Annotated in this window: 24 protein-coding genes; 16 read left to right on the forward strand and 8 right to left on the reverse strand. The window is 45.1% G+C overall.

Annotation, left to right across the window (positions count from 1 at the left end):
• Positions 1–28 precede the first annotated feature (28 nt).
• From A5878_RS05315 to A5878_RS05325, 3 genes are read left to right on the forward strand one after another with little or no spacing between them, the layout of a single operon-like run.
• Positions 29–1,141, forward strand: coding sequence for a radical SAM/SPASM domain-containing protein (locus A5878_RS05315; RefSeq protein WP_086294847.1), 1,113 nt, complete (start codon positions 29–31; stop codon positions 1,139–1,141).
• On the forward strand, positions 1,138–1,914 hold the full coding sequence (locus tag A5878_RS05320; protein WP_074534991.1) for a sulfite exporter TauE/SafE family protein: 777 nt from the start codon (positions 1,138–1,140) through the stop codon (positions 1,912–1,914). The genes A5878_RS05315 and A5878_RS05320 overlap by 4 nt, the downstream gene beginning before the upstream one ends.
• Positions 1,915–1,929: 15 nt before the next feature.
• Entirely contained in the window at positions 1,930–2,793 is an 864-nt protein-coding gene (locus A5878_RS05325) for a formylglycine-generating enzyme family protein (RefSeq protein ID WP_086294848.1), read from the forward strand.
• Between the two features lie 51 nt (positions 2,794–2,844).
• On the opposite strand, the gene A5878_RS05330 is transcribed toward A5878_RS05325, so the two are convergent.
• The 4 genes from A5878_RS05330 to A5878_RS05345 all read right to left on the reverse strand — a co-directional run bounded on the left by A5878_RS05330 (position 2,845) and on the right by A5878_RS05345 (position 5,609).
• Positions 2,845–3,687, reverse strand: a complete 843-nt coding sequence (locus A5878_RS05330; protein ID WP_086294849.1) for a hypothetical protein — start codon at positions 3,685–3,687, stop codon at positions 2,845–2,847.
• Positions 3,688–3,867: 180 nt separating this feature from the next.
• Entirely contained in the window at positions 3,868–4,083 is a 216-nt protein-coding gene (locus A5878_RS05335) for a DUF378 domain-containing protein (RefSeq protein WP_008379021.1), read from the reverse strand.
• 28 nt (positions 4,084–4,111) lie between these two features.
• Complete coding sequence (locus tag A5878_RS05340; RefSeq protein ID WP_008379018.1) at positions 4,112–4,456, reverse strand: YrhK family protein; 345 nt, start codon at positions 4,454–4,456, stop codon at positions 4,112–4,114.
• Between the two features lie 19 nt (positions 4,457–4,475).
• Entirely contained in the window at positions 4,476–5,609 is a 1,134-nt protein-coding gene (locus tag A5878_RS05345; RefSeq protein WP_074534994.1) for an alcohol dehydrogenase catalytic domain-containing protein, read from the reverse strand.
• A gap of 286 nt (positions 5,610–5,895) precedes the next feature.
• On the opposite strand from A5878_RS05345, the gene A5878_RS05350 reads away from it, so the two are divergent.
• A complete protein-coding gene (locus tag A5878_RS05350) occupies positions 5,896–6,180 on the forward strand; it encodes a hypothetical protein (protein WP_005225480.1) in 285 nt (94 codons plus the stop codon).
• Positions 6,181–6,235: 55 nt separating this feature from the next.
• Here A5878_RS05350 and A5878_RS05355 read toward each other — a convergent pair whose 3' ends face one another.
• A complete protein-coding gene (locus A5878_RS05355) occupies positions 6,236–6,754 on the reverse strand; it encodes an isochorismatase family protein (protein WP_086294850.1) in 519 nt (172 codons plus the stop codon).
• Between the two features lie 242 nt (positions 6,755–6,996).
• Between A5878_RS05355 and A5878_RS05360 the strand changes: the two genes are divergently transcribed.
• The 9 genes from A5878_RS05360 to A5878_RS05400 all read left to right on the forward strand — a co-directional run bounded on the left by A5878_RS05360 (position 6,997) and on the right by A5878_RS05400 (position 18,245).
• Positions 6,997–8,313, forward strand: a complete 1,317-nt coding sequence (locus tag A5878_RS05360) for an ABC transporter substrate-binding protein (protein WP_008379010.1) — start codon at positions 6,997–6,999, stop codon at positions 8,311–8,313.
• A gap of 132 nt (positions 8,314–8,445) precedes the next feature.
• On the forward strand, positions 8,446–9,357 hold the full coding sequence (locus A5878_RS05365; protein WP_005234717.1) for a carbohydrate ABC transporter permease: 912 nt from the start codon (positions 8,446–8,448) through the stop codon (positions 9,355–9,357).
• On the forward strand, positions 9,357–10,217 hold the full coding sequence (locus A5878_RS05370) for a carbohydrate ABC transporter permease (protein ID WP_086294851.1): 861 nt from the start codon (positions 9,357–9,359) through the stop codon (positions 10,215–10,217). The genes A5878_RS05365 and A5878_RS05370 overlap by 1 nt, the downstream gene beginning before the upstream one ends.
• Positions 10,214–10,816: a DUF624 domain-containing protein gene (locus A5878_RS05375; protein WP_086294852.1), complete on the forward strand. Its 603-nt coding sequence runs from the start codon at positions 10,214–10,216 to the stop codon at positions 10,814–10,816. The genes A5878_RS05370 and A5878_RS05375 overlap by 4 nt, the downstream gene beginning before the upstream one ends.
• 141 nt (positions 10,817–10,957) lie before the next feature.
• Complete coding sequence (locus A5878_RS05380; RefSeq protein WP_086294853.1) at positions 10,958–11,992, forward strand: LacI family DNA-binding transcriptional regulator; 1,035 nt, start codon at positions 10,958–10,960, stop codon at positions 11,990–11,992.
• A gap of 100 nt (positions 11,993–12,092) precedes the next feature.
• Entirely contained in the window at positions 12,093–13,427 is a 1,335-nt protein-coding gene (locus tag A5878_RS05385; protein WP_008379001.1) for a PTS sugar transporter subunit IIC, read from the forward strand.
• A gap of 53 nt (positions 13,428–13,480) precedes the next feature.
• Positions 13,481–13,948, forward strand: a complete 468-nt coding sequence (locus tag A5878_RS05390) for a hypothetical protein (protein WP_086294854.1) — start codon at positions 13,481–13,483, stop codon at positions 13,946–13,948.
• Positions 13,949–13,956: 8 nt separating this feature from the next.
• Positions 13,957–16,194 carry an alpha-galactosidase gene (locus A5878_RS05395; RefSeq protein WP_086294855.1) on the forward strand — a complete coding sequence of 746 codons (2,238 nt, stop codon included), beginning with the start codon at positions 13,957–13,959 and terminating at the stop codon, positions 16,192–16,194.
• Positions 16,191–18,245: a beta-galactosidase gene (locus A5878_RS05400; protein ID WP_086294856.1), complete on the forward strand. Its 2,055-nt coding sequence runs from the start codon at positions 16,191–16,193 to the stop codon at positions 18,243–18,245. Before A5878_RS05395 ends, A5878_RS05400 begins: the two co-directional genes overlap by 4 nt.
• 74 nt (positions 18,246–18,319) lie before the next feature.
• Here the strand turns inward: A5878_RS05400 and A5878_RS05405 are convergent, their stop codons facing one another.
• On the reverse strand, positions 18,320–19,156 hold the full coding sequence (locus A5878_RS05405; RefSeq protein ID WP_081116578.1) for an NAD(P)H-hydrate dehydratase: 837 nt from the start codon (positions 19,154–19,156) through the stop codon (positions 18,320–18,322).
• Positions 19,157–19,315: 159 nt separating this feature from the next.
• Between A5878_RS05405 and pepV the strand changes: the two genes are divergently transcribed.
• Both pepV and A5878_RS05415 read left to right on the forward strand, forming a co-directional pair.
• Positions 19,316–20,740 carry a dipeptidase PepV gene (gene pepV / locus A5878_RS05410; RefSeq protein ID WP_005225493.1) on the forward strand — a complete coding sequence of 475 codons (1,425 nt, stop codon included), beginning with the start codon at positions 19,316–19,318 and terminating at the stop codon, positions 20,738–20,740.
• A 221-nt stretch (positions 20,741–20,961) separates the two neighbouring features.
• Positions 20,962–21,255, forward strand: a complete 294-nt coding sequence (locus A5878_RS05415) for a hypothetical protein (RefSeq protein ID WP_086294857.1) — start codon at positions 20,962–20,964, stop codon at positions 21,253–21,255.
• A gap of 142 nt (positions 21,256–21,397) precedes the next feature.
• Here A5878_RS05415 and A5878_RS05420 read toward each other — a convergent pair whose 3' ends face one another.
• Positions 21,398–21,604 (reverse strand): glycine zipper family protein, encoded by a 207-nt coding sequence (locus A5878_RS05420; RefSeq protein WP_086294858.1) that lies wholly within the window; start codon positions 21,602–21,604, stop codon positions 21,398–21,400.
• 127 nt (positions 21,605–21,731) lie between these two features.
• On the reverse strand, positions 21,732–22,040 hold the full coding sequence (locus A5878_RS05425; RefSeq protein WP_008378984.1) for a DUF5960 family protein: 309 nt from the start codon (positions 22,038–22,040) through the stop codon (positions 21,732–21,734).
• Between the two features lie 160 nt (positions 22,041–22,200).
• Between A5878_RS05425 and A5878_RS05430 the strand changes: the two genes are divergently transcribed.
• Positions 22,201–22,551, forward strand: coding sequence for a hypothetical protein (locus A5878_RS05430; RefSeq protein WP_086294859.1), 351 nt, complete (start codon positions 22,201–22,203; stop codon positions 22,549–22,551).
• The last annotated feature ends 35 nt before the right edge of the window (positions 22,552–22,586 follow it).

Genomic DNA, 22,586 nt, shown 5'->3' on the forward strand with positions numbered 1-22,586 from the left:
TAAGTAAAAAAAGAATCGAGGCCTCCACATGAAACACATCTCCGTATTGATCAAGCCAGCATCCTCTCTTTGCAATCTGCGCTGCACCTATTGCTTTTATGCCAACGTCAGTTCCTTGCGTGAAGTGCGTTCCTTTGGCAAAATGAAAGAGGATGTAATGGAAAAGATGATTGCAAACATTTATGCAGACTTAGAAGCTGGCGATCATTTGACGTTGGCATTTCAAGGCGGAGAGCCGACGATGGCGGGGCTGAGTTATTTTAGAAAACTAACGGCTTATGTTGCGGCGCAAAAAAAGCAACTGACAGTACACTATGCGATCCAGACCAACGGCATGGTGATCAATGACAAGTGGTGTCGTTTTTTGAAAGAGCATCGCTTTTTAGTCGGGCTGTCGATCGATGGGCATCCGCTTGCGCACGATCGGCATCGATTAGACGCCAAAGGGCGGGGAACCTTTGCGCGGGTTATACAGACCAAGCGGTTATTGGATGCCTATCAGATCGAGTACAATGTCTTGTGCGTGTTGACAAATCCGTTAGCAAAGGAAGCCCAGCGTGTGTTTGACTTTCTCAAGGAAGAGCAGATTGCATTTGTGCAATTCATTCCTTGCTTGGCTGATTTGGATGCCACATCAACCAACGACTATGCCTTGACACCAAGAAGCTTTGCTGGCTTTTATCAGCAGCTGTTGGCGTTTTGGCTGCAGGAATTGAAGCAAGGGCGCTACCTAAGTATCAAGCTGTTCGATGATTTACTGAATCTATTGGTGCGGCAGCAAGTAACTGCCTGCGGGATTCTAGGCAATTGCCAAGTGCAGTATGTGATCGAAGCCGACGGCAGTGTCTATCCTTGTGACTTTTATGTATTAGATGAGTTTCGCATGGGCTATATCCAAGAGCAAACGTTACGGGAATTGTTTTCTCAAGACTGTTCACAGCAGTTTTTGTGCCAGAAAAAAGACATGCCTTCGAAGTGTACGCAATGTCCTTTCCAAAAAATGTGCCGAGGAGGCTGTAAACGAATGAAAGATGCAATGTACGTGGATAGTGAGGGTTTTTGCGGTTATCAGGAGCTGTTAAAAGACTTCACACCTAGAATCAATGAGATACTGGGGCTTTTGCAAGGGGTGAGACAATGATCGGACTGATTTATTTTCTCGTGATCGTCTTAGCAAATGCCGTAGGGGCAGTTTCGGGCATGGGGGGCGGCGTGCTGATCAAACCGATTTTCGATTTTATCGGCGCCCATTCTGTTGCTGCGATCTCTTTTTACTCGGCGACAGCGGTCTTCACGATGTCCATCGTTTCGACAGCTAGACAATTAGCCAGTGGACGGAAAATCAATTGGTCGATTGCCTTGTGGGTTTCTGGCGGCGCTGTGTTAGGCGGTGTTTTAGGCAATGTTGCCTTTGAACAGCTATTGCTTGTCTTTCGAGACGACAAGATGGTTCAGCTGATCCAAATCCTTGTGACCGTGCTGACACTATTGTTTGCTTTTTTGTATACAAAATATAACTGGCGCGGGTTTGCGTTGGAAAAAGTTGGCTGGTATGCAGCTTGTGGCTTGATTCTCGGCTTTCTAGCCAGTTTGCTGGGGATCGGCGGCGGACCCATCAATGTTTCTTTATTGATGCTGCTGTTTGCCATGCCGATCAAAGAGGCGACGATTTATTCAATTTGTACGATTTTTTTCTCACAGCTGGCAAAAATTTTGACGATCGCTTTTACGACAGGTTTTGGTGCGTATGATCTGCAAATTTTGTGGTTTGTTATTCCAGCCGCGATCGTGGGAGGACTGTTAGGCGCCAAGGCCAGCAACGTCCTGTCACCGCAGCGAGTGACACTGGTATTTCAAACTGTGATCGTGCTGGTGTTACTGATCAATCTGTACAATGGCTATCAATTATTGTAAAAAGGAGGCAAGCAGATGCCCACGATTCCAGCAGGAACTTATCGAATCGGCACGAATACGATGGACGGCTTTGCCGAGGATCTTGAGGGACCGCAAATCAGCCTCGACAGCCCAGCATTTGCCATTGATGCCTCGACGGTGACGAACCAAGCTTTCCAAGTTTTTGTGGAAGCAACAGGATATGTCACAGAAGCCGAGCGCTTTGGCTGGTCGTTCGTTTTTCACTATTTTTTAAGTGAGCAAACGAAACACCGCAGTCAAAAGGTACCAAATATGGCTTGGTGGTACGCGGTTAGCGGCGCAGATTGGCGTCATCCTGAAGGACCTGATTCAACGATTGCCCAGCGGATGGATCACCCAGTGGTTCAGGTGTCTCGCAACGATGCGATCGCCTATTGCCAATGGGCAAAAAAACGCCTCCCAACAGAAGCAGAGTGGGAGATCGCTGCAAAAGGCGAGACAAGTTTTGAAAAATATCCTTGGGGAAGGGAATTTTTGGCAGAAAATACCTATCATTGCAATATTTGGCAAGGTGAGTTTCCAAAAAGCAACACGCAAGCAGATGGCTTTGCCAATACAGCGCCAGCGAAATGGTATGAGCCCAACGGCTTTGGTCTGTATCAAATGATCGGCAACGTCTGGGAATGGTGCGTCAATCCTGCCCGCATCCCGCTGACACAGTTTCAACAACAGACGGGACAAACCTTTTGGGCAAGGAATCAAACACAAGATGATCAACTGTATGCGACTCGCGGCGGTTCGTTTTTGTGCCACGAATCCTATTGCAAACGATACCGAATTGCCGCTAGAAATGGTAATTCTGGGATGTCGGCAGCCAATAATCTAGGGTTTCGGTGTGTCAAAGACTTGGATCAGTAAACCGATAAAAGCAAAAGCGGCACCTATTCACGTGGATAGGTGCCGCTTGTTTTATTGCCATTCGGATTGATAATTTCCTTTGAGATCATAAACATAATTGATCTCGGTGCGATTACGAATCCCATTTAAACCAACGGTCCAAGTCCATTCGCCTTGGAAGCCGTTTAAAATGACGATGCTGACGCCAGGAACATAGTGATCCAGCTGAGCTGCTCGTGCCTCAGAATCCTTGATGATCTTGGGAATGACGCCCCAATCGATGGCATCAAAGGCAATGGTATCTTCCATCGAAAGCTCGATCGTATCGTCGTCTTTTTTCCATTTAGTCAACAGATTTTCTGGGTAATACCAATACTCGTCTTGCAGGCCTGTGTTTGGATTGATCACTCGCGCAACTGCATAAATGCCGCTTTTCAGCGGGACATTGCGGATGTGAAAACTATAGCTGACCAGTTGCAGCTCTTTGTCTTTGAATGAGGATTGATTCGGCAGCGCAGCCATAATTTCTTTGGCACTGGCTTCTTCTCGAAAGAGTTGGCGGTCTACAGGTAAAAAGGTGGAAACTACGCCAATACAAAAGAGAATCACTGGCAGCAAGAGCAATGAGAATAACCAATAGAATGGCGATTTTTTGCGTTTCTTGATGCCGATGATCAGACCGATCAAAAAGACCAGCAGGATCCCTGCTACCCAAAAGTAGGGGAACAAACGAATGATCTGATGCCTGGTTTCAACGACTTGGTATTCATTCAGACCAAACCAATTTTCCGCGATGGTGAGGTTATTTAAAACAATGATTCCGCCAATAATACTTAGAATAAATAAGAAAATCAATAGCAAAAGTATCCGGCTGAGTATCCGACGTATCAGTGAGGGTCTAGTAGGTGGGGTCATGAGTCACGTCCTTTTTGTTTTTTCGAAAATAGTAGGTTAAATACAAGAGTAGTACAACTGGTGTTTTTTTTCAATGATTGTAGACAAAAAAACTGCATCCACAGATGCGACCTCAAAACGTTAGACCAAAAATCTAACTTTTTGGGGTCAGGACATCGCAGATGCAGGTTTTATTTTCAATTAGTCGAGGGTTTGTTGGCGGGCGATAGCTGGAAAGAATTTCAGGCTATACAATGCGCTGATCCCAACTAGAATATAAATGACGCGGGCAATGATCGACGTGCTGCCGCCGGTGATCGCTGCGACAAGGTCAAACTCGAAGGCGCCGACCAGCAGCCAATTGATACCGCCGATGATCAATAAGGTCAGTGCGATCCCATCAAATGTTTTTAACATAGGAAACTCCTCTCTAGTTGTCGCCCCATCAACTTTCGTCGTCGGTGATGGTGACATCTTTTTCTTTTTCGCCTTCTTGATTGCGATCATTATAGATATAGACATGGCGAACGATTTTAATCAGCGGGCGAATGGTCAAAAAGACTCCGCCGATCAAATAGGCGATCGTTCCGTAAATCGCAGGCAAACTAGTTAATGAAACGATACTCCCGAAAATATAAAACAAGCCCGTCAAAATATCATTCGTAAGTGAGATCAACATGTAGCGATTTTGAAAGTAGATGCGAAAGCGGCTTGCCTTGATGATCACATCTTCTTCTTTTCCCGGATCGAATTGATGTTCACTCCGTTTGATTTTTGGCATAGGTGCCATCACTGCTCCTTTATTTGTGCTAAGGTTTCAAGACAACTTTGATGTTCTTGTCTTCTTTTTTGTCAAAAATCTCATACGCTTTGGCAGCATCTGCTAAAGGCATCGTGTGGGTGATGATCTGTGACGGGTCAAACAATCCGTCCGCAATCATGTCATAAATTTTTGGCATCAAATGGATCACAGGTGCTTGCCCGTGTTTGACATCGATGTTGCGCATAAAGAATTCTTGCAATGGATAAGAAGAAGCTGGTGTCATGTAAACGCCAGTGATTTGGACGGTACCAAATTTTTTGACTGCTTTGGCGGCCATCTGGATCGGTGAGATCGTGCCACTTTGCAAGCTGACTAGGTTTTTGGCTTTTTCTTTGACGGGTTCTAAACCATCCATCCCAACACAGTCGATGATCACATCAGCGCCACCTTTGGTCAGCTCATACAGTTCATCAGCACTAGTAGCCAAATCATCCAATTGGAATGTTTCGACTTGATTGTAGCTGCTGGCTTTTTCTAAGCGATGAGCAACAGGATCCACGGCAATCACCCGCTTAGCGCCTGCCATCACGGCAAATTTTTGGGCAAACAACCCAACTGGGCCTGATCCTAAGACGATCACGGTATCATCCTTTTTGACGCCAGCGTTTTGGACGCTCCAATACGCTGTAGGTAAGATGTCAGATAAAAACAATACTTTTTCATCAGGGATCGTTGATTCAGGTACGATAAACGAGGTGAAATCTGCGAAAGGTACGCGCAAGAATTCGGCTTGACCGCCCCAGTGGTTACCGTTCATTTTTCCGAAACCGAATAAGCCACCATACAATGTATCTTCTGAAGAATTGTCGCATTGACTTTCCATTTCATTTTGACAAAAGTGGCAATGGCCGCAACCGATATTGAAAGGGATGACGACACGGTCGCCTTTTTTTAGTTTCTGTACTTGACTGCCAACTTCTTCGACAATACCCATTGGTTCGTGACCAACGACATAGCCTTCTTCCAAGACCGAGCCGCCATGGTGGTAAAGGTGGAGATCAGAGCCGCAGATTGCGGTTGCGGTGATTCGGATGATCGCATCCGTCGGTTCTAAAATCGTTGGATCTTCTACACGTCGAACGTCCATTTTTTGATTTCCTTGCCAGGTTACTGCTTGCATCATTTTTCCTCCTTGTTTGTTCAGATAAGTTCGGACAATCACTAATTTTTTCAACAACACGTTTTTACTTTTTAGTAACAGATAATTTAATTCTGCAAGGATTTTAAGGATTTGACAACGAAAACGCTCAAAACGGTTGATTTGTTTTTTCTTCATCAATGGTTTAAAAAAAGAAAAACAGATGATTTGCTAAAAAAGTGAAAGCGTGACACTATTAAAGTGAAGCATGCATGCGTTACGAGTATCTAACGGAACCTGCATCACCAGTGACAAGAAATGAGGAGGGATGATCATGGATCTAACGATTCGAGGAAAAGCTTCCTGCACCAATTGCAATGAAAACTTTGATGGGAAGCTGGTCGTTCATTTACAAGAAGACAGCGAGGGGCAATTAACCATGGTACCACCGTTGGAAACGAATGAATTGGCAGAAGATGAAATCGCTATTCATTATGCTTACGGGGAAGTGAAGGAAGCCATCGAAGGAACCTTCATATGTCCAAACTGTCAGACTGAAAATGAGGTTCGGATTGAAATTCCGACCGAGCTATTAGATGGCTCAATGAATTAAATGAATAATCAAATTGAAAAAGCTCTCTGTTCCTTGAACAGGGAGCTTTCGTTACCTATTGGTCATTGGTTTGTTTTGTGCCATCAATGATTTCGACATTGAAGTCTCGTAAGATGTCGAGTCCTTGTGACTCGTGGTTTTTACCAGCGACTAATGTTTTATTGATAGTAAAATCAGCGTCAGGAAAGGCGCTTTGGATCTCGATGGTATTGGAAAGGACACAGATGTTGGTTTCAACACCAGTGATTTCGATTTTCTTTTCTTCTTCAGGTTCAAATAGATTTTTCTTTATATCGATCAAGACTTCAGGTGGAATACTGTAATAGTATTTTTTAACGACTTTTTCATTTTCGAGAGGCTTAAGTTCTGGGATCAGCTGCAGGGCATCGGCTTCTTCATCAGGCGTTCCTTTGACTTCGATTGGAATGTCGCGGGTGTGTAAAATGTACTCCCTATCCGCCCGCGCTTGTTCTAGGCGCTTGGCGATTCGTTTGACGAGAGCGGCGCCATCTGGCACATACGCTTCGTTCTCTTCATCGAGAATTTGGTTTTGCATATCGACAATGACTAGCATGTGGTTACTCCCTTTCTATAAACATCGTTTTTCAAATGGTCTGACGTGAGGTTGAAAAATAGGTGCTATTTCTATGATGCCCCACTTTTTTTATATTTTCAAAGAAAACGCTCTTCTTGTCGAGAAACGGTAAAAACGTTATTTTTTTATTCGAATCACGATGCTTTTTATTTGCTGAAAAGAAGAAGTAGTGATAGCTTTTAAATAGTACATTAAAAATAAATGAAAGTAGGTTAGGTTAAATGAGAAAGTTATTTTATATGGGGACTTTGCTTTTTTCAGTTGGTGTACTGGCGGCAGGATGCGGCAACAGTGAAACCGCTGATTCCTCGGGGAATGAGTCAGCAGATGGCAAAACGACGTTGGACTTTTGGTCCTTCTGGGGGTCTGGTGCAAGACAAGAAGTAATTGAAGAAATTATTGATGATTTTAATGCGTCACAAGATAAAATCGAGGTCAAATACAGCTACCAGCCTTGGGGCGATATTTGGACAAAATCACTGTCGTCAATCACTGCTGGCAATCCGCCTGATGTTATTGTACAAGATATCAATTCTGTTGCTCAGCGGGCAGAAGCGCAGCAAGCAACAAATTTAAGCGAGTATATCGAAGAGGGCTTTTCTGATGAATTTTATCCGCAATTATGGGATACAGTGGAGTATGAAGGGGATGCCTATGCCGTTCCTTTCAATACAGATACGCAAGTGATTTTCTACAATAAGACACTCTTTAAAGAGGCTGGTATCAGTGAAGAGCAACTGCCACAAACGTGGGAGGAGTTAGAAACAGTTGCTCGTAAATTAGATGTCAAAAACGGTGATGACTTTGAGCGGATCGGCTTTTACCCATTGTGGAATCTAGGCGCTGACGTGTGGGCGTTGAATGCCGACGATGGCGTCAGCTGGTTTGACAAGGACGAGAACGTCAAAATCGATACAGACAACAAAGTGGAAGCGTTGGAATGGATCTTAGACTGGCAAGAGTATTATGGTCAAGATACCATCAATCGCTTAGAAGCTGAATTTGGTTCAGGGGTTGCCGATCCATTTATTTCTGGATTAGTGGCGATGCGTGCGCAAAACATCAACTACTACTCAAGTTTGGCGGAAAATGCACCAGATGACTTTGAATTTGGGGTCATTCAAATTCCTGAAAAAGAAAGCGGCTCTGGTCACTGGTCATGGGGCGGCGGGTTCGTCCTAGAAGTGCCATACGGTGCCAAAGATCCTGAAGCGTCCTATGAGTTTATCAAATACTTGTCGACACCAGAAGTTCAAGAGAAATTTGGTGAGAAGAGCTTTGATATCATGGCGAATCGGACAGCCAACGAAAACTTGGTCAACAACGACAATCTAGATGAAAACGGCCAAATGATCTACCAAATGGCGGATGAAAACTTTGCCAATACGGTGATCACGCCTGTGCCATTGACAGCGCCTGACTTCAGCAGTCTTGTCAATGAACAGATCGACCAAATCATGCTAGGTAGCAAAACACCGGCTGAAGGGTTGGCAGATGCGCAAAAAGCAGTGGAAGATCTTGTTGAGCAAAACAAATAAACCTCAAAACGAGCGTTTTTAAAAAAGAAGGAAAGTCCAGTCGGTTAGCGGACTGGGCTTTGCTTTCTGCTTTGCGAAGCGGACATGTTTTCTTGAACAAACAATGAGTAAAAATAGAATGGAGTGGAAGGAATGCCAAAGAAGCGTTCAAAAAGTAAACGGCAAGAAGCTCTTTGGGGCTACTTCTTCGTAGCACCATTTTTGCTTGGGTTCGTGGTGTTTATGTTAGGGCCCATGCTGTTTTCCTTCGTAGGAAGCTTTACCGATTACAATCTGACTTCGAAAATGAATTTTATCGGCTTTAAGAACTTTACCCGCATGTTTACGCAAGATACCCTGTTTTGGAAATCTCTCTATAACACGGCGTATTTTGTACTCTTCAATGTTCCCTTAACCACGTTGTTCAGTGTCTTTCTAGCCACGTTATTGAATCAAAAAATCCGCGGAATCAGTTTTTTCCGAACCACCTTTTACTTGCCAGCGATCCTTTCAGGGGTTGCCGTCTACGTCTTATGGATGCAATTATTATCTCCTTCCGCAGGATTGATCAATACCTTCTTGAGCTGGTTCAATATCAAAGGTCCAGCATGGCTGTTTGATCCCGAATGGACGAAACCAGCGTTGATTTTGATGAAGATTTGGAGTTCGGGGGGCGCGATGCTCTTGTATCTAGCTACCTTGCAAAATATTTCACCGACGCTGTATGAATCGGCTGAGATCGATGGGGCGGGAGTTTGGGCGAAATTCAAAAATATTACGATCCCTTTGATCACGCCAATCATCTTCTATGATGTGATTACTTCAACGATCGGTTCTTTTCAAATTTTCCAAGAAGCATACGTGATGACCAAAAATGGTACCGGCGGTCCGGCAAATTCGCTGCTCTTCTATAATTTGCATATGTGGAACAAAGCCTTCGTCGCCTTTGATATGGGCTATGCGATGGCCATGTCGATGATCTTGTTCTTGATCGTCTTAGTCTTGACCTTTATCAATCTCAAGCTGGCACCGCGCTGGGTTCACTATACCGGAGGTGGCAGCTAATGGAAATGACGACAAAAACACGAAGCAAATCAAGCCAACAGCGAGTCAAAAAAATCATCAGCTATGTGGTGATGTCGATCATCGGGATCGTGCTGCTGATTCCGTTGCTGTGGATGGTCTTTACGTCATTGAAACCGATGGAGGAGATCGTGCGCTACCCGCCGACCTTTTTCCCAGAAGAAATCAATCTTGGCAATTATTTGGAGACTATCAACGCCTTTCCATTTTGGCAGTATGCAAAAAATACGTTATTCATTACCGTCTTAGTGGTCTTCGGGAATGTCTTATCAAATTCCTTCATTGCTTATGGGTTTGCAAAATTGGCCTTTCCAGGAAAAAATCTGATCTTTGCCCTCGTCTTGTCTACGATGATGATTCCTAGCTTTGTGACGATGATCCCGCAATATGTCTTATTTTCCAAAATCGGCTGGGTCGGCACCTATCTGCCGCTGATCGTTCCAGCGTTTTTCGGCAACGCCTTTAACATTTTCTTGATGCGGCAGTTTTACTTGTCCGTCAACAATGAATTGATCGAAGCCGCTAAGATCGATGGCGCCAATCATCTTTATATTTGGAGCCATCTAATGATCCCATTGACGAAACCCGCGCTGATCACGATTGCCATCAACTCCTTCAATGGGGCGTGGAATGATTTCTTAGGACCATTACTGTATATTCAAAACCAAGAAAAGTACACGCTGCAGATTGGCTTGCAAGTTTTCCAAAACCAATCAACGACCCAGTGGAACTACTTGATGGCAGGAGCAACGCTTGTGCTATTGCCGACGATCTTGCTGTTCTTCCTCGCACAACGCTACTTTATTGAGGGAATGGATCTGACGGGAGGTTCCAAAGGATGAGAACAAAAGTTACCCCGCAACGCTTGAACCAAGCGCTGTTGACTGGCATCAACTGGCTTCCGCATTTACTGGTTTTACAAGGCATGTGGCTGTTGTATTCCTTGCCTTTGATCACGAGTGCCACCGCTAGTCGAGCATTGATCGAGACGTTGACGGAACTGCGGAACGATGGCTTGGAGGCAAGCAGCAAAGCTCGTTTTCAGCAAGCATTTCATCAGCAGTGGGCAACAAGAAAAGGGCAAGACCGTTTGCTCAGTCTATTCTTCCTGCTGCTTTTGGCGGACAGCTTTATCTTTAGCCGTTTGCAGCACCCGCTGTTTCAGATCGCTAGTTACGCGTTAGCGTTCACCTTTGGCTTGTTTTGCTTGGTCTTACTTTATCAAACGAGGCTGCTTCACACCTATCCGCAGCAGCCCAGCTCATTGTTTTATAGTTTTTATCAGTTTGCTCGTTCACCCAAACGAGTACTGGCGCATCTTTTAGCAACAGTGACGCTTGTCTTGACCTTTTTGCTGTTTGGTCCAGTCTACTTATTGGTCTTAGGAATCAGCACCTTGTATTTAGTCAATGTCGTGCTCTGTGACCAAGCGCTCAAATAGAAAACAAATGGGTATCCCGAAACTTCCTTAGTGAAAAGCTAAGGAGTTTCGGTTTTTTTGTGAAAAGAAGGTTGACAGGGCCAAAAATTATGCCTATGCTGAATGTAAATTTAGTAAACAGTAAACAGATGAGGTGCAGCTATGGCAAGTATGAGAGATATCGCGAAATTAGCCGGGGTGTCGGTAGCAAGTGTTTCTAGAATCCTTAACAATGATGAAACCTTCAGTATCAATGAACACACGCGTCAACGAGTCATTGAGATCGCCAATCAAATGAACTATTCAAAAGAAAAAAATCAACCCCATTCCCGTGACGTCGGCGACCAAAACACGATTGCCATCATTACCCGCCACGATCGAGAGTCGGAAAGAAACGATCCGTATTTTATGATGATCCGCAATGGGATCGAAAAGGAAGCGGCGAAGTGGCGTTTAAAAACGATTCGGGCCTTTTCCATGCGGGAGCCTCAAAAAGATTTGGCACAATTGGCGAAGTATGGCGCAGTCATTATTATTGGAGAGATGACCAGCGATGCTTTGGCAGAGATCAGTCAGCAAAATGCCAATATTATCCTGGTGGATAATTATAGTGAAGCACCCAGCTACGATTGCATCCAAACCGATTTTGCCCAAAAGACCCACCAGATCCTCACGATGTTAAAAGAGAAGGGCCATGAGAATATCGCCTTTGTGGGTGGTGTTGCCAGCCGAGTGACGATTTCTGGCGAAGTCGTTTACGATGAACAAGAGATTCGAGCAGAAAACTACCGCCAATGGATGCTGCTCAATAAATTGGAAAAGTTCACAACCGTGTTGCAGGGGAAATGGTCACCAGAGACTGGGTTGCATTTTGGTCAGCAGATCGCGCAAATGAATCCTCGCCCCACAGCGATCGTCGTTGCCAGCGATCCTATGGCTGTCGGGGTTTACAAGGCACTCGCTGAAGCGGGGCTATCGATTCCTAAAGATGTGTCGGTCGTTAGTTTTGATGATATCGAAATGGCGCAATTTATGACGCCCGCATTGTCCTCCGTTAAGATGAAAGCCGAAGAGATGGGGCAGATGAGTGTCGAATTAGCGAAAAATAAAATCCTTGGGGTGCGGACGATGCCGGTTCGCGTCGTTTGTGGCAGTGAATTGATCATTAGAGAATCGATTGCCGAAAAAGATCAGTGACGTCTGATCTTTTTTTATTTTAGGGGTTGTGTAAACATTAACTAAACAACTATACTGATTGTAGTAAACGTTTACAGTTAAAAATAAAGGAGAAAACGAAATGAAGTTTATTGATAAATTAGCCGAAAAGATGGTGCCTTTTGCTCAGATCATTGCCAACAACAAATACTTGTTAAGTCTTCGTGATGGGTTTATGGTCGCTTTTCCTGCGACAATGTTTGCGTCAATTATGATTATTATTCAAAATCTGCCTGCTACTTTCGGACTCTCGGAAAAACTTCCAGAGGGATTCATCACGTTTCTAAACGACTTTTTTGGTCCTATCGGAAATGCGACCATGAGTATCACCGCTATTTTCGTTGTTTTTGGGATCGGCTATCAGTTGGCTGGCAAATATGGACAAGCCAAATTATTTGCGGGTGCCATCTCACTGTCTTCGTTTTTGATGCTACTGCCTTTTGGCTCATCCGAAGAGTTAGGTACAGTGATCCCCTTGTCGAAATTAGGGGCTGAGGGAATGTTTGTCGGAATCATCACGGCCATTATCGCTACGCAGATCTATTGCAAAATCAGTGCGGCTGGACTGACGATCAAAATGCCAGATTCGGTTCCGCCAATGATCGCAGAATCATTTGTCGCCATCATTCCTGGTGCGGCACCGTTGTTCCTTTTCAATTTGATCCGCTACTTGTTCACCTTTACTTCATGGGGCAATGCCGTTGATTTCGTTTATGAGATTCTGCAAAAACCATTAATGGGCTTGGGCGGTACGTTGCCAGCAGTACTGATTGCCGTCTTGTTCACCCAATTCTTCTGGTGGTTTGGGATTCACGGTACCTTGGTGGTCAATGCGGTGATCGATCCAATCATGAATGCGTTAGCGATCGAAAACTATGAAGCCTACAAAGCGGGAGCTGAGCAATTGCCCCATATCATTAACACTACTTTTATGGGCGTGTTCGTCAATCAAGGAATGCAGTTGGGGATCTCGATTACAATGGCCTTCTTTATCGCTCGTTCGATTCGGATGAAAAAATTAATGAAGACGGTGATCGCTCCATCTGTTTTCAACGTATCTGAACCGATGACCTTTGGTTTGCCGATCGTCTTGAACCCAATCGCTTTTGTCCCATGGATCTTAGCGCCATTAGCCAGTACGACGATCTCTTACTTTGCGATTGCCGCAGGTTTGGTTCCGCGGCCAATCGGAGCAACGGTTGTTTGGACGACCCCGGTCTTCTTATCTGGTTGGTTAGGCACGGGTTCTGTTGCCGGCGCAATCTTACAGTTAGTGACGGTTGCCGTAATGACCTTGATCTGGGTGCCATTCTTGATCGTAATGGATCGCGGGTACTTGAAAGAAGAAAAAGCGGAAGCGGCATTAAATGAACAAGCGGCATCTGAGACGATCAATCAAAGGGTAGAAGAAAGATAAGCCCAGAAACGTAAAGGAATGCAATACGCGCATCCTTTAGAAAGGAATTTGTGATGAGAACCGATACATTGTCTTGCAGTTATCAAATGAATACCACACCTACGGACTTTTCCCGTGTGTTATTGGCGGAACAAGAGAAATTCTTTCTAGCCAAACAAGCCCAAGAACCGTTCGGGGAAGGCTGCCGTATTGAAACGATGATTCAAACCAAAACCGCTCCGCGGTTGGTACCTGCCGTTATGACGGTCAAAAAAATTGCCGCGGATGAGCTGTGGCTTCGTACGACCCATGAAGAAGGAGTGATCGATCAACGGTACAGTTTTGTTCCAGGACGAAAAGGGAAGCTGCAAGTCACGTATTCGGAACAAAGCCGTTTTGAGCAGCAGAAAACAACCTACAGTTTTATGCTGGCGGCGCTGTTTTACAAATTCTTTTTCAATCGTGTTGTCAAAAAACGCTTGCGTTATCTTGAAGCAGCTTGTCAACGAGCAGGGACAAATGAAAAAAATGGGGAAAATTGAGGATAGCAATGATAGAAATAAAGAACGAACAACTCTTTCACTTATACAATGAAAAAATCAGTTATATCATAAATGTGTTACCAAATCAGCAACTGGGTCATGTCTATTTTGGGCCATCTCTAGGCACACTGGCGCCGTTTGATCAAGCGTACCTTGAGAAAAAAGAGAATAAATCGGCAGGAACCGTCAAATTTTTTGAAGCAGACAATCTTTTTACCTTGGCGGACCGTTTTCAAGAATTGCCAACGTATGGGACTTCTGATTTTCGAGAAGGTGCAGTGTCGGTTTTTGAGGAAGAAACCCCACTTTATATTGATTTTAAACTTGTGGCTTTTCACTGTTTTGAGGGCAAAGAACGAAAGCTGGCGCAACCAGCCAGCTTCGCGGCTGCCGATGAAAGCCAAAGCATCGTCTTTGAATTGGTAGATCAAGAGCGGCAGCTGGAACTGGCGATCACCTATACGATCTTCAAAGGATCAGGTACCATCACGCGGCAGCAAACACTGACCAATACGGGGAGCAAGCCTAGAACCATCCAGCGCTTTTTGAGTGGTGTCTTGGAGCTGAAAAATCGCGATTTTGAACTGCTGCATCTTTCAGGCGCCTGGCTGAAAGAACGACATATCAAGACGGTTCCTTTGACCCAAGGGACGATCAGTGTCGGCTCGTTAAAAGGAGCGTCTGGTCATCAGCACAATCCTTTTGTTGCCTTAAAAGAACAGCAAGCCACCAATGACACTGGTCACGTCTACGGTGCCAACCTGATTTATTCGGGCAACTTTTTGGCGCAAGCAGAAATGGATGAATGGGACAACGTTCGATTGATGTTGGGGATACATCCTGAACGTTTCAGCTGGCAGCTTTCACAAGGAGAAACCTTTGAAGCGCCGGAATGTCTCTTCACCTTCACCGCTGCTGGCCTGAATGGTTTGAGTCAAGAATCCGCCCAATTTATCGAAAAGCATGTGATTGCCCCTTATTGGCAAAAGCGGCAGCGGCCGATCGTCTTTAATAACTGGGAAGCGACTTATTTTGATTTTAATGAAGAGAAGCTGTTGACCTTAGCCCAAGAAAGCAAGGCGTTAGGGATGGAGTGCTTTGTGCTGGATGATGGTTGGTTTGGAAAACGCAACAACGACCGCAGTTCATTAGGCGATTGGGTGGCGGACCCTGCCAAATTTCCAAAAGGAATCGGTTCTTTTGCTGAGAAAATTCATGCCATGCAGCTGCAGCTGGGGATTTGGTTTGAACCGGAAATGGTTTCGCCAGATAGTCAGTTGTACCAAGAGCATCCTGAGTGGGTAGTCAAGCATCCTTATGAGCGGATCTCTGTGGGGCGCGGGCAATACGTGTTGGATTTTGCCAATCCAGCAGTGGTCGAGGCAATTTTCGAAGCGATGCAAAAAGTGATCCTTGAAACCAAGCTGGATTACATCAAATGGGATATGAACCGCAATATCACGGAAGCTTACTCTCCTTACTTAGCGGAACAGGGAATTTCTCAGACGGAGTTTTATCATCGTTATATTTTAGGCCTTTATCGCTTATATGAAAAAATCTTAGCGGCGTTTCCGACCCTTTTGATCGAAGGCTGTGCTGGCGGCGGGGGCAGATACGATTTGGGGATCTTGTTTTACAGTCCGCAGATTTGGCCTAGTGATGATAGTGATGCAGTGGAACGTTTAGCCATCCAAAGCGGAACGTTGTTAGGGTATCCGTTGTCCTCCTTCAGCAATCACGTGTCGGCGGCACCAAACCACCAAGTCGGCAGGACAACTTCTTTAGCCTTTCGGCAAACCGTCGCAATGTTTGGGCCATTGGGGTATGAACTCGATCTCTTTCACTTGTCTGACGCTGAAAAGCAGGCAATCAAATCCCAAATCGTTTTTTATAAAAAGCAGCGGCAATTGCTGACCTTTGGTACTTTTTATCAGCTGCAGCAGTTGGAACATGCCAATGAAAAAACTTGGGCGGTGTATGATCCGCAAAACGAAGAAGCATTGGTTGCTTTCTTTCGCGTGTTGGCACAAGCCAATCCGACGGCGGAAGACTTTTTGCCCGCAGCCTTTCTCGATGGCCAACAGGTGTATCAGGTCAATGGCGAACCCGTTTCTGGTCAGCTGTTAAGGCAATTAGGGTTGCGTAAACCCTATCAGTTTAATGCCGTCAACCATGGAACGGCGCAAGTCACTGGCGATTTTCAATCATTTGTCTACCATTTACAAGCCAAAAAAGGAGCAGAATGATGAGCAATCAATTTTTTGATCAGCAGTTTATGCATGGCGGGGATTACAACCCCGATCAATGGCTGGCTTATCCAGAAATCTTGCAAAAGGATCTTGCTTATATGCAGCAAGCCCATGTCAACACCGTCACATTAGGGGTGTTTGCTTGGAGTGCCTTAGAGCCGCAAGAAGGCGTTTATCAGTTTGACTGGTTGGATCGTGTGTTTGATCAGATCCATGGCATCGGCGGCAAAGTCATTTTGGCCACTCCTAGCGGTGGACGTCCGCAATGGTTGAGCCAAAAGTATCCCGAAGTCAATCGGACCAACGCCCAAGGGCAAAAACATACCCATGGGTTTCGCCACAATCACTGTTACTCTTCACCGATCTATCGGGAAAAGGTAACGCAAATCAATCAGCAGTTGGCAAAACGTTACGGCAAGCATCCGGCATTAGCCATGTGGCATATCTCCAATGAGTACTCTGGTGAATGCTTTTGTTCCTATTGTCAAGAAAACTGGCGCAGCTGGCTGCAAAAGAAATATGGTGATTTAGCCACGTTGAATCATGCCTGGTGGACTTCTTTTTGGAGTGGTACGTACTCCGATTGGTCGCAGGTTTTACCGCCTTCGCCTCTAGGAGAACACAAAGTGCATGGCATGGATCTTGATTGGAAACGATTTGTTACAGATAGGACGATCGATTTTTATTTGCATGAATGTACGCCGATTCGCCAACTGACACCGGACATTCCTGTGACGACGAATTTTATGGCGGAAGGACATGCTACCCAAGACTTTATTCCTTTGGAAGGCATTGACTACAGCAAGTTTGCTCGTCATGTGGACATCGTTAGCTGGGATAGTTACCCTGATTGGAACAACAACTTTGAATCTTTGGCAGCGACAGCAATGAAATCTGCCTATGTGCATGACCAGTACTGGTCTTTGAAGAAACAGCCCTTTTTAGTGATGGAATGCACGCCGAGTTTTGTTAACTGGCATTCCTTCAATAAAGCGAAAAAGCCTGGTGTCCATCAGTTGAGTGCCATGCAGCAGATCGCTCACGGCTCAGATAGTACCTTGTATTTTCAATGGCGCCAATCCCGCGGCAATTCAGAAAAATTCCATGGGGCAGTCGTGGGACATGATGATTCCACGGAGAATCGGGTCTTCAAAGAAGTTGCGGCTTACGGCAAGCGCTTGGAAAAAATCAAAGAGATTCAAGGAACCACAAGAAAAAAAGCAGTGGCGATCCTTTTTGATTGGGAAAGCAACTGGGCATTGAAGCGAGGCGGCGGGTTTGGTCGACCAACCAGACGGTATCCGCAAACGTTGCAGGAGCATTATCGTTATTTCTGGGAACAAGACATCGCTGTCGATATTTTGACGCCAGAGCAAGATTTTTCTGACTATCAGTTGGTGATCGCTCCAATGCTTTACTTGATGACATCAGAGACGATGGCAAAACTTTGCCAGTATACACAAGCCGGTGGTACCTTGATTTCCAGTTACTTTAGCGGCATGGTCAATGAAACCGACCTGTTGTATCTGGGGGGCTTGCCACAGCCGTTGCGAGGGTTATTAGGCATCAACGTGCTGGAGCTAGAAACTCTTTTTGACACTGAACACAATCAAGTGGTTTTTCAAGGACAGCCCTTTGAAACACGGGACTATTCTGCAATCATCGAAGCCGAATCAGCGGAGGTACTAGGGGAGTATCAAGCGGATTTTTACCAAGGAACACCTGCGATCACCAAAAATGCCTTTGGTGCCGGCACCGCCTACTATCTGGCGGCTCGCACCAACTATGACTTTTTCGAACAGTTTTATGCCTCTTTGGTCCGTGAGCTGTCCTTGGCAGAGGAAAGGATCGCGCATGCCAATCCTGCAGTCTCGATCCAAGGCAGGTTCAGTCCAGAACGAACGTACTTTTTCATCATGAATTTTTCTGAGAAAGAGCAGACACTACACTTGATCAAAGAAGTCGTTGATTTAGAGACCAATCAAGCAGTCCCTCAAACAGCAACCTTGGCGCCGTATGAAGTGCGAGTGGTTTATTTTAACAATTAGCTGACCATTGGAAAAAACGTCCCTTTCGACAAATGCAGAAAGGGACGTTTTTTTGATGAAAGGTTTATCAGAAATCATTCTGGATCGGATGCTTGGTGCTTTTTCATCCATTGAGGCAATGCGGCACTGATTTGTGTCGGCAAAACGACATAGTGCTCTTTTGCCAATGCTTCGCCAATCAGGCTATGGAGATAGACAGCCGCTTGGATCGTTTCCTCTGTTTTTTCAAACTGTGCCAAAAAGCTGGTGATCATGCCTGCCAGTGTATCACCCATCCCACCAGTCGCCATTGCGGGTGTTCCGAGGGGATTTTGGGCGATGCTGCTGCCGTAAATTTGTGTGCGATGGCTTTTTAAGACTACCAGACTTCCGAGTTTTTGTTGGGCTTGCTGGTTGTTTTCTTCTGTCTGGTCGGCAATTGCCAGTCCGCTGAGCCGTTGCCATTCCATCTGATGCGGCGTGAAGACGACTTGTTCAGGAAAGGGGATGATCAGCGGATATTTGGCAGCCAAATTGATCGCCGAACCATCGATCACCAACCATTGGTGTTCTTTTTGGGCAGAAACGATCCGCTGCAGCAGATCAAAATTGCTTTTTCCTTCGCCTAATCCAGGACCAATCAGTAGGACGTCTGCCGATTCGGTGACCGTATCGATCAGTTCTGTTTGCTGCCAATCGACAAACATCGCTTCAGGCAAGCGGGCGTGCAGGGCGGTTCGGTTGACGCCATCGGAGATCACGGTGGTCAAACCAGTTCCCCCATACACACAGGCTTGCGCAGCCATTAAGATCGCCCCACCGAATTGGCGGTTGCCCCCTACTAAAACGGCTCGGCCAAAAGTGCCTTTGTGGCTTTTTGTCGGGCGCTGTTGGATCACTTTGGATAAAATTGCAGAATCAAGTTGCTCCATGCAATGACTCCTTTCGTTAATCAAAATCGAGTTATATTTATTATACCTGTTTCCTAGAAATTTCATAGAAAAGACCCATGGAAAAAGGCGCAATTTTTTTTCCTTTTTTGGTTTAAGAGTGTTATCATAAATAGCGAGAACAGAAATGGAGGGAACACTATGACAATCGATTGGAAAAAAGAGGTCGAAGCCCGCAAAGACGATTTGCTGAACGACTTGATTGATCTATTGAAAGTGAAAAGTGAAAGAGAAGATGATAAAGCGACTGCGGATGCGCCATTTGGTCCTGGACCTCGTGATGCGTTGCTGCACATGCTAGCTTATGGCGAACGTGATGGCTTCACAGTCAAAAACGTCGATAACTACGCTGGGCACATCGAATTTGGTGAAGGAGACGAAACATTAGGGATCTTCGGCCACATGGATGTTGTTCCTGCAGGTGACGGCTGGTCAACCGATCCTTATGATCCAGTCATCAATGACAACAAAATCTATGCTCGTGGTTCTTCTGATGATAAAGGTCCTTCAATGGCTGCCTATTATGGGATGAAGATCATCAAAGAATTGGGCTTGCCATTATCGAAAAAAATCCGTTTTGTCGTTGGTTCTGATGAAGAAAGCGGCTGGGCAGATATGGATTACTACTTTGAGCATGAAGAAAAGCCTGATTTTGGCTTCTCACCAGATGCCAATTTCCCAATCATCAATGGAGAAAAAGGAAATGTGACCTTAGGGATCCATTTCCAAGGCAACAATGAAGGAGACTTCACGCTGCAAAGCTTTACTGCTGGCTTGCGAGAAAATATGGTACCAGGAACGGCAACAGCAAGCTTCATTGCTCCATCAACAGAAGAAGCATTAGCGATCGAAAAAGCCTTTTTCGATTACGTTGAAGCCAATCCAGTGACGGGGACGATTGAAACAGAAAATGAACAAGTGACGATCGAATTAGTCGGTAAAGGTGCTCATGGTGCCAGCCCACAATCAGGAATCAATGCGGGGACTTTCTTAGCAGTCTTCTTAGATAACTATGCCTTTGGCGGCGGCGCAAAACAATTCATCCATGCAGCAGCAGCCTATGTCCATGAAGATTTCTACGGTGAAAAATTAGGTGTGGCGTACGAAGACGAAAAAATGGGTAAATTGACAATGAATGCTGGCTTGTTTGCTTTCAAAGCGAACCAAGCAGGAACGCAAGCAGACAACTTTATCGCATTGAACTTCCGTTATCCTAAAGGCGTAACTGCGGAAGGACTTGAAATCGGTGTGGAACGCACCGTCGGTATGGAAGGGGCAACCGTTACCCGCAATGACCGCAACATGGAACCTCACTACGTGCCAGCAGATGATCCATTGGTAGAAACTTTATTGGCGGTTTATGAAGAACATACCGGCGAAAAAGGCTTCGAACAAATCATCGGCGGCGGCACATACGGTCGTCTATTGAAACGCGGCGTTGCTTATGGCGCAATGTTCCCTGGCTATGTCGACACCATGCACCAAGCCAATGAATTCATGAGCTTGGATGACCTATTCAACGCAGCGGTGATCTATGCAGATGCTATCTACCGTTTGGCGAAATAAAGAGATATTAATACCGTCTATTCTTTTTTTAGCTGAGTCGATTTATTAATACTTAGATGAATAGAGGTAATAAAGGAATAGCAGTACGACTGATTGTTTCAATCAATGTCGTACTGCTATTTTATTACTTTGGGAAATAAATATTTTATTTTCGTTGGGTTATTTTATTATTGACATCAAATCATCTGAATGATTTACTTTTTGTAAGGAGTTGAAAAGTGATGCCTGATTTGGTGAAATTTATTTTGGTTATTCTGGCGATTTGGGTGGTTTATCAAGTATTTACGACGATTTTATTTACCTTTTCCCAAAAAGCAGTTGCCAAACGAATCAAAAGCGGGAAGATGTCTGATCAGCAATTGGCGAATTTGTACCATGCTGTAGCACGAGCAAATCAAGGAAGTAATTTCCAAGCGATTTTCTCTTATGGGCTCTTTTACCGCAGCCATGCAAAGCAAAGTGATGCGGTCTATGAACTGTATCGCGCAGAAATGGCGAAAAGAAATCTGCTGTAACTAACTGTGAAGCAGCTGCTTTCGAGAATATTGCTCGAAGTAGCAAAAAAGCCTAGGTCCTGCACAACAAGTGCAGACCTAGGCTTTTTTTGTATTTACTGGGCAGCAAGCTGTAACAGATAAATACAGCTCCTTGCTGCAGCTATTTCTTGTCTTTGCTGCTTTTTTGATCCATGCCCGCACCGATCGCTACACCTAGTGCGATGCCTAAACCCATGCCTAATGCCAGGTTGTCAAAAAACAGCAGCCCAAATGCAGCACCTAAGGCCATTCCGACACCGATCCCCAGTCCCATATTGTTAGAAGCGGCTTCTTTTTCTTCAGACGTTTGCGGCGTTTTTTTCGTCATTGTGAAAAACCCCTTTCTTTTTAGTATAGAGGGGTTTTGTTTTGATGACAAACATTCGAACTGCTACCCATGATTTTCATCAGGAGAGAGCATCCGCTTATCTCAGCAAACGTATCGAACCATTTGTCTATCTTCCGCCGGGCAAATAGTTACGCTCGGGGTTGTAGCGGCGAATGATCTTATTTTCAGCAAGTACGTGCTCATAATAATAAACAGGCGCATCCTTAGTCTCTAGTCGAAAAACAAAGACGAGCGGAACCTTTAAGACGGAATAGCGTGCGGGGATCGCAATATACGATTTTTGATTGCGCTCCATCGTCAGTGCGAATTCATCAAACAAAAGCGCTACTGGTGTGGGAAAGTTTACCAATTCATAATAGTGTTTTTCAAATGCATAGGTTTCTTGTTTTGCATAAGCGATTTTTGCAGCTGGCATACGCATTCACCTCACTTGAATTATACGAATGTTTGTTCTGTTTGTAAAGTGAAAAATCACCAAACGAGGAAAAAGGAGGCGTTCTCTATGAAAAAGATGTTTTGCTAACAAGAAATTTGCTACACTAGAGAAAAGAAGGAATCATAAAGGAGCAGATACCATGGATTACGATCGTTTCGCACGATTACAGGCACGCTTTGCCGATGAAAAACTGCTGACCAAAGAAGGGGTCTATCGGTTGCGTTTGTCAGGAAAGGCGCAGTTCGAACTAGCCTTTATCAAAACCGGACCCTGCGGCGAGTCTGTCTACCAGCCGCTGATCAAGGGCACTTTTGCTGAAAAAGAAGCAATCCCTACCTATTTGCTGGATCTTGCGGCGCAGCCTATGACGCAAATCAGTCAGCGAACCTCCGAAAATGAAGTAGTGTTAGATAAAGCGTTAGTAGCATTAATGGAAAAATGTGAGCAGGCAGTTGCCGTCAACGAAGCCGCACAAGAAGCCACACGTTAATTAGCATGACAAAGATACAAGAGCCGCCTGAACCT

This window comes from Enterococcus sp. 3G6_DIV0642 (genome assembly GCF_002140635.1).
Classification (GTDB): Bacteria; Bacillota; Bacilli; order Lactobacillales; family Enterococcaceae; genus Enterococcus_D; species Enterococcus_D casseliflavus.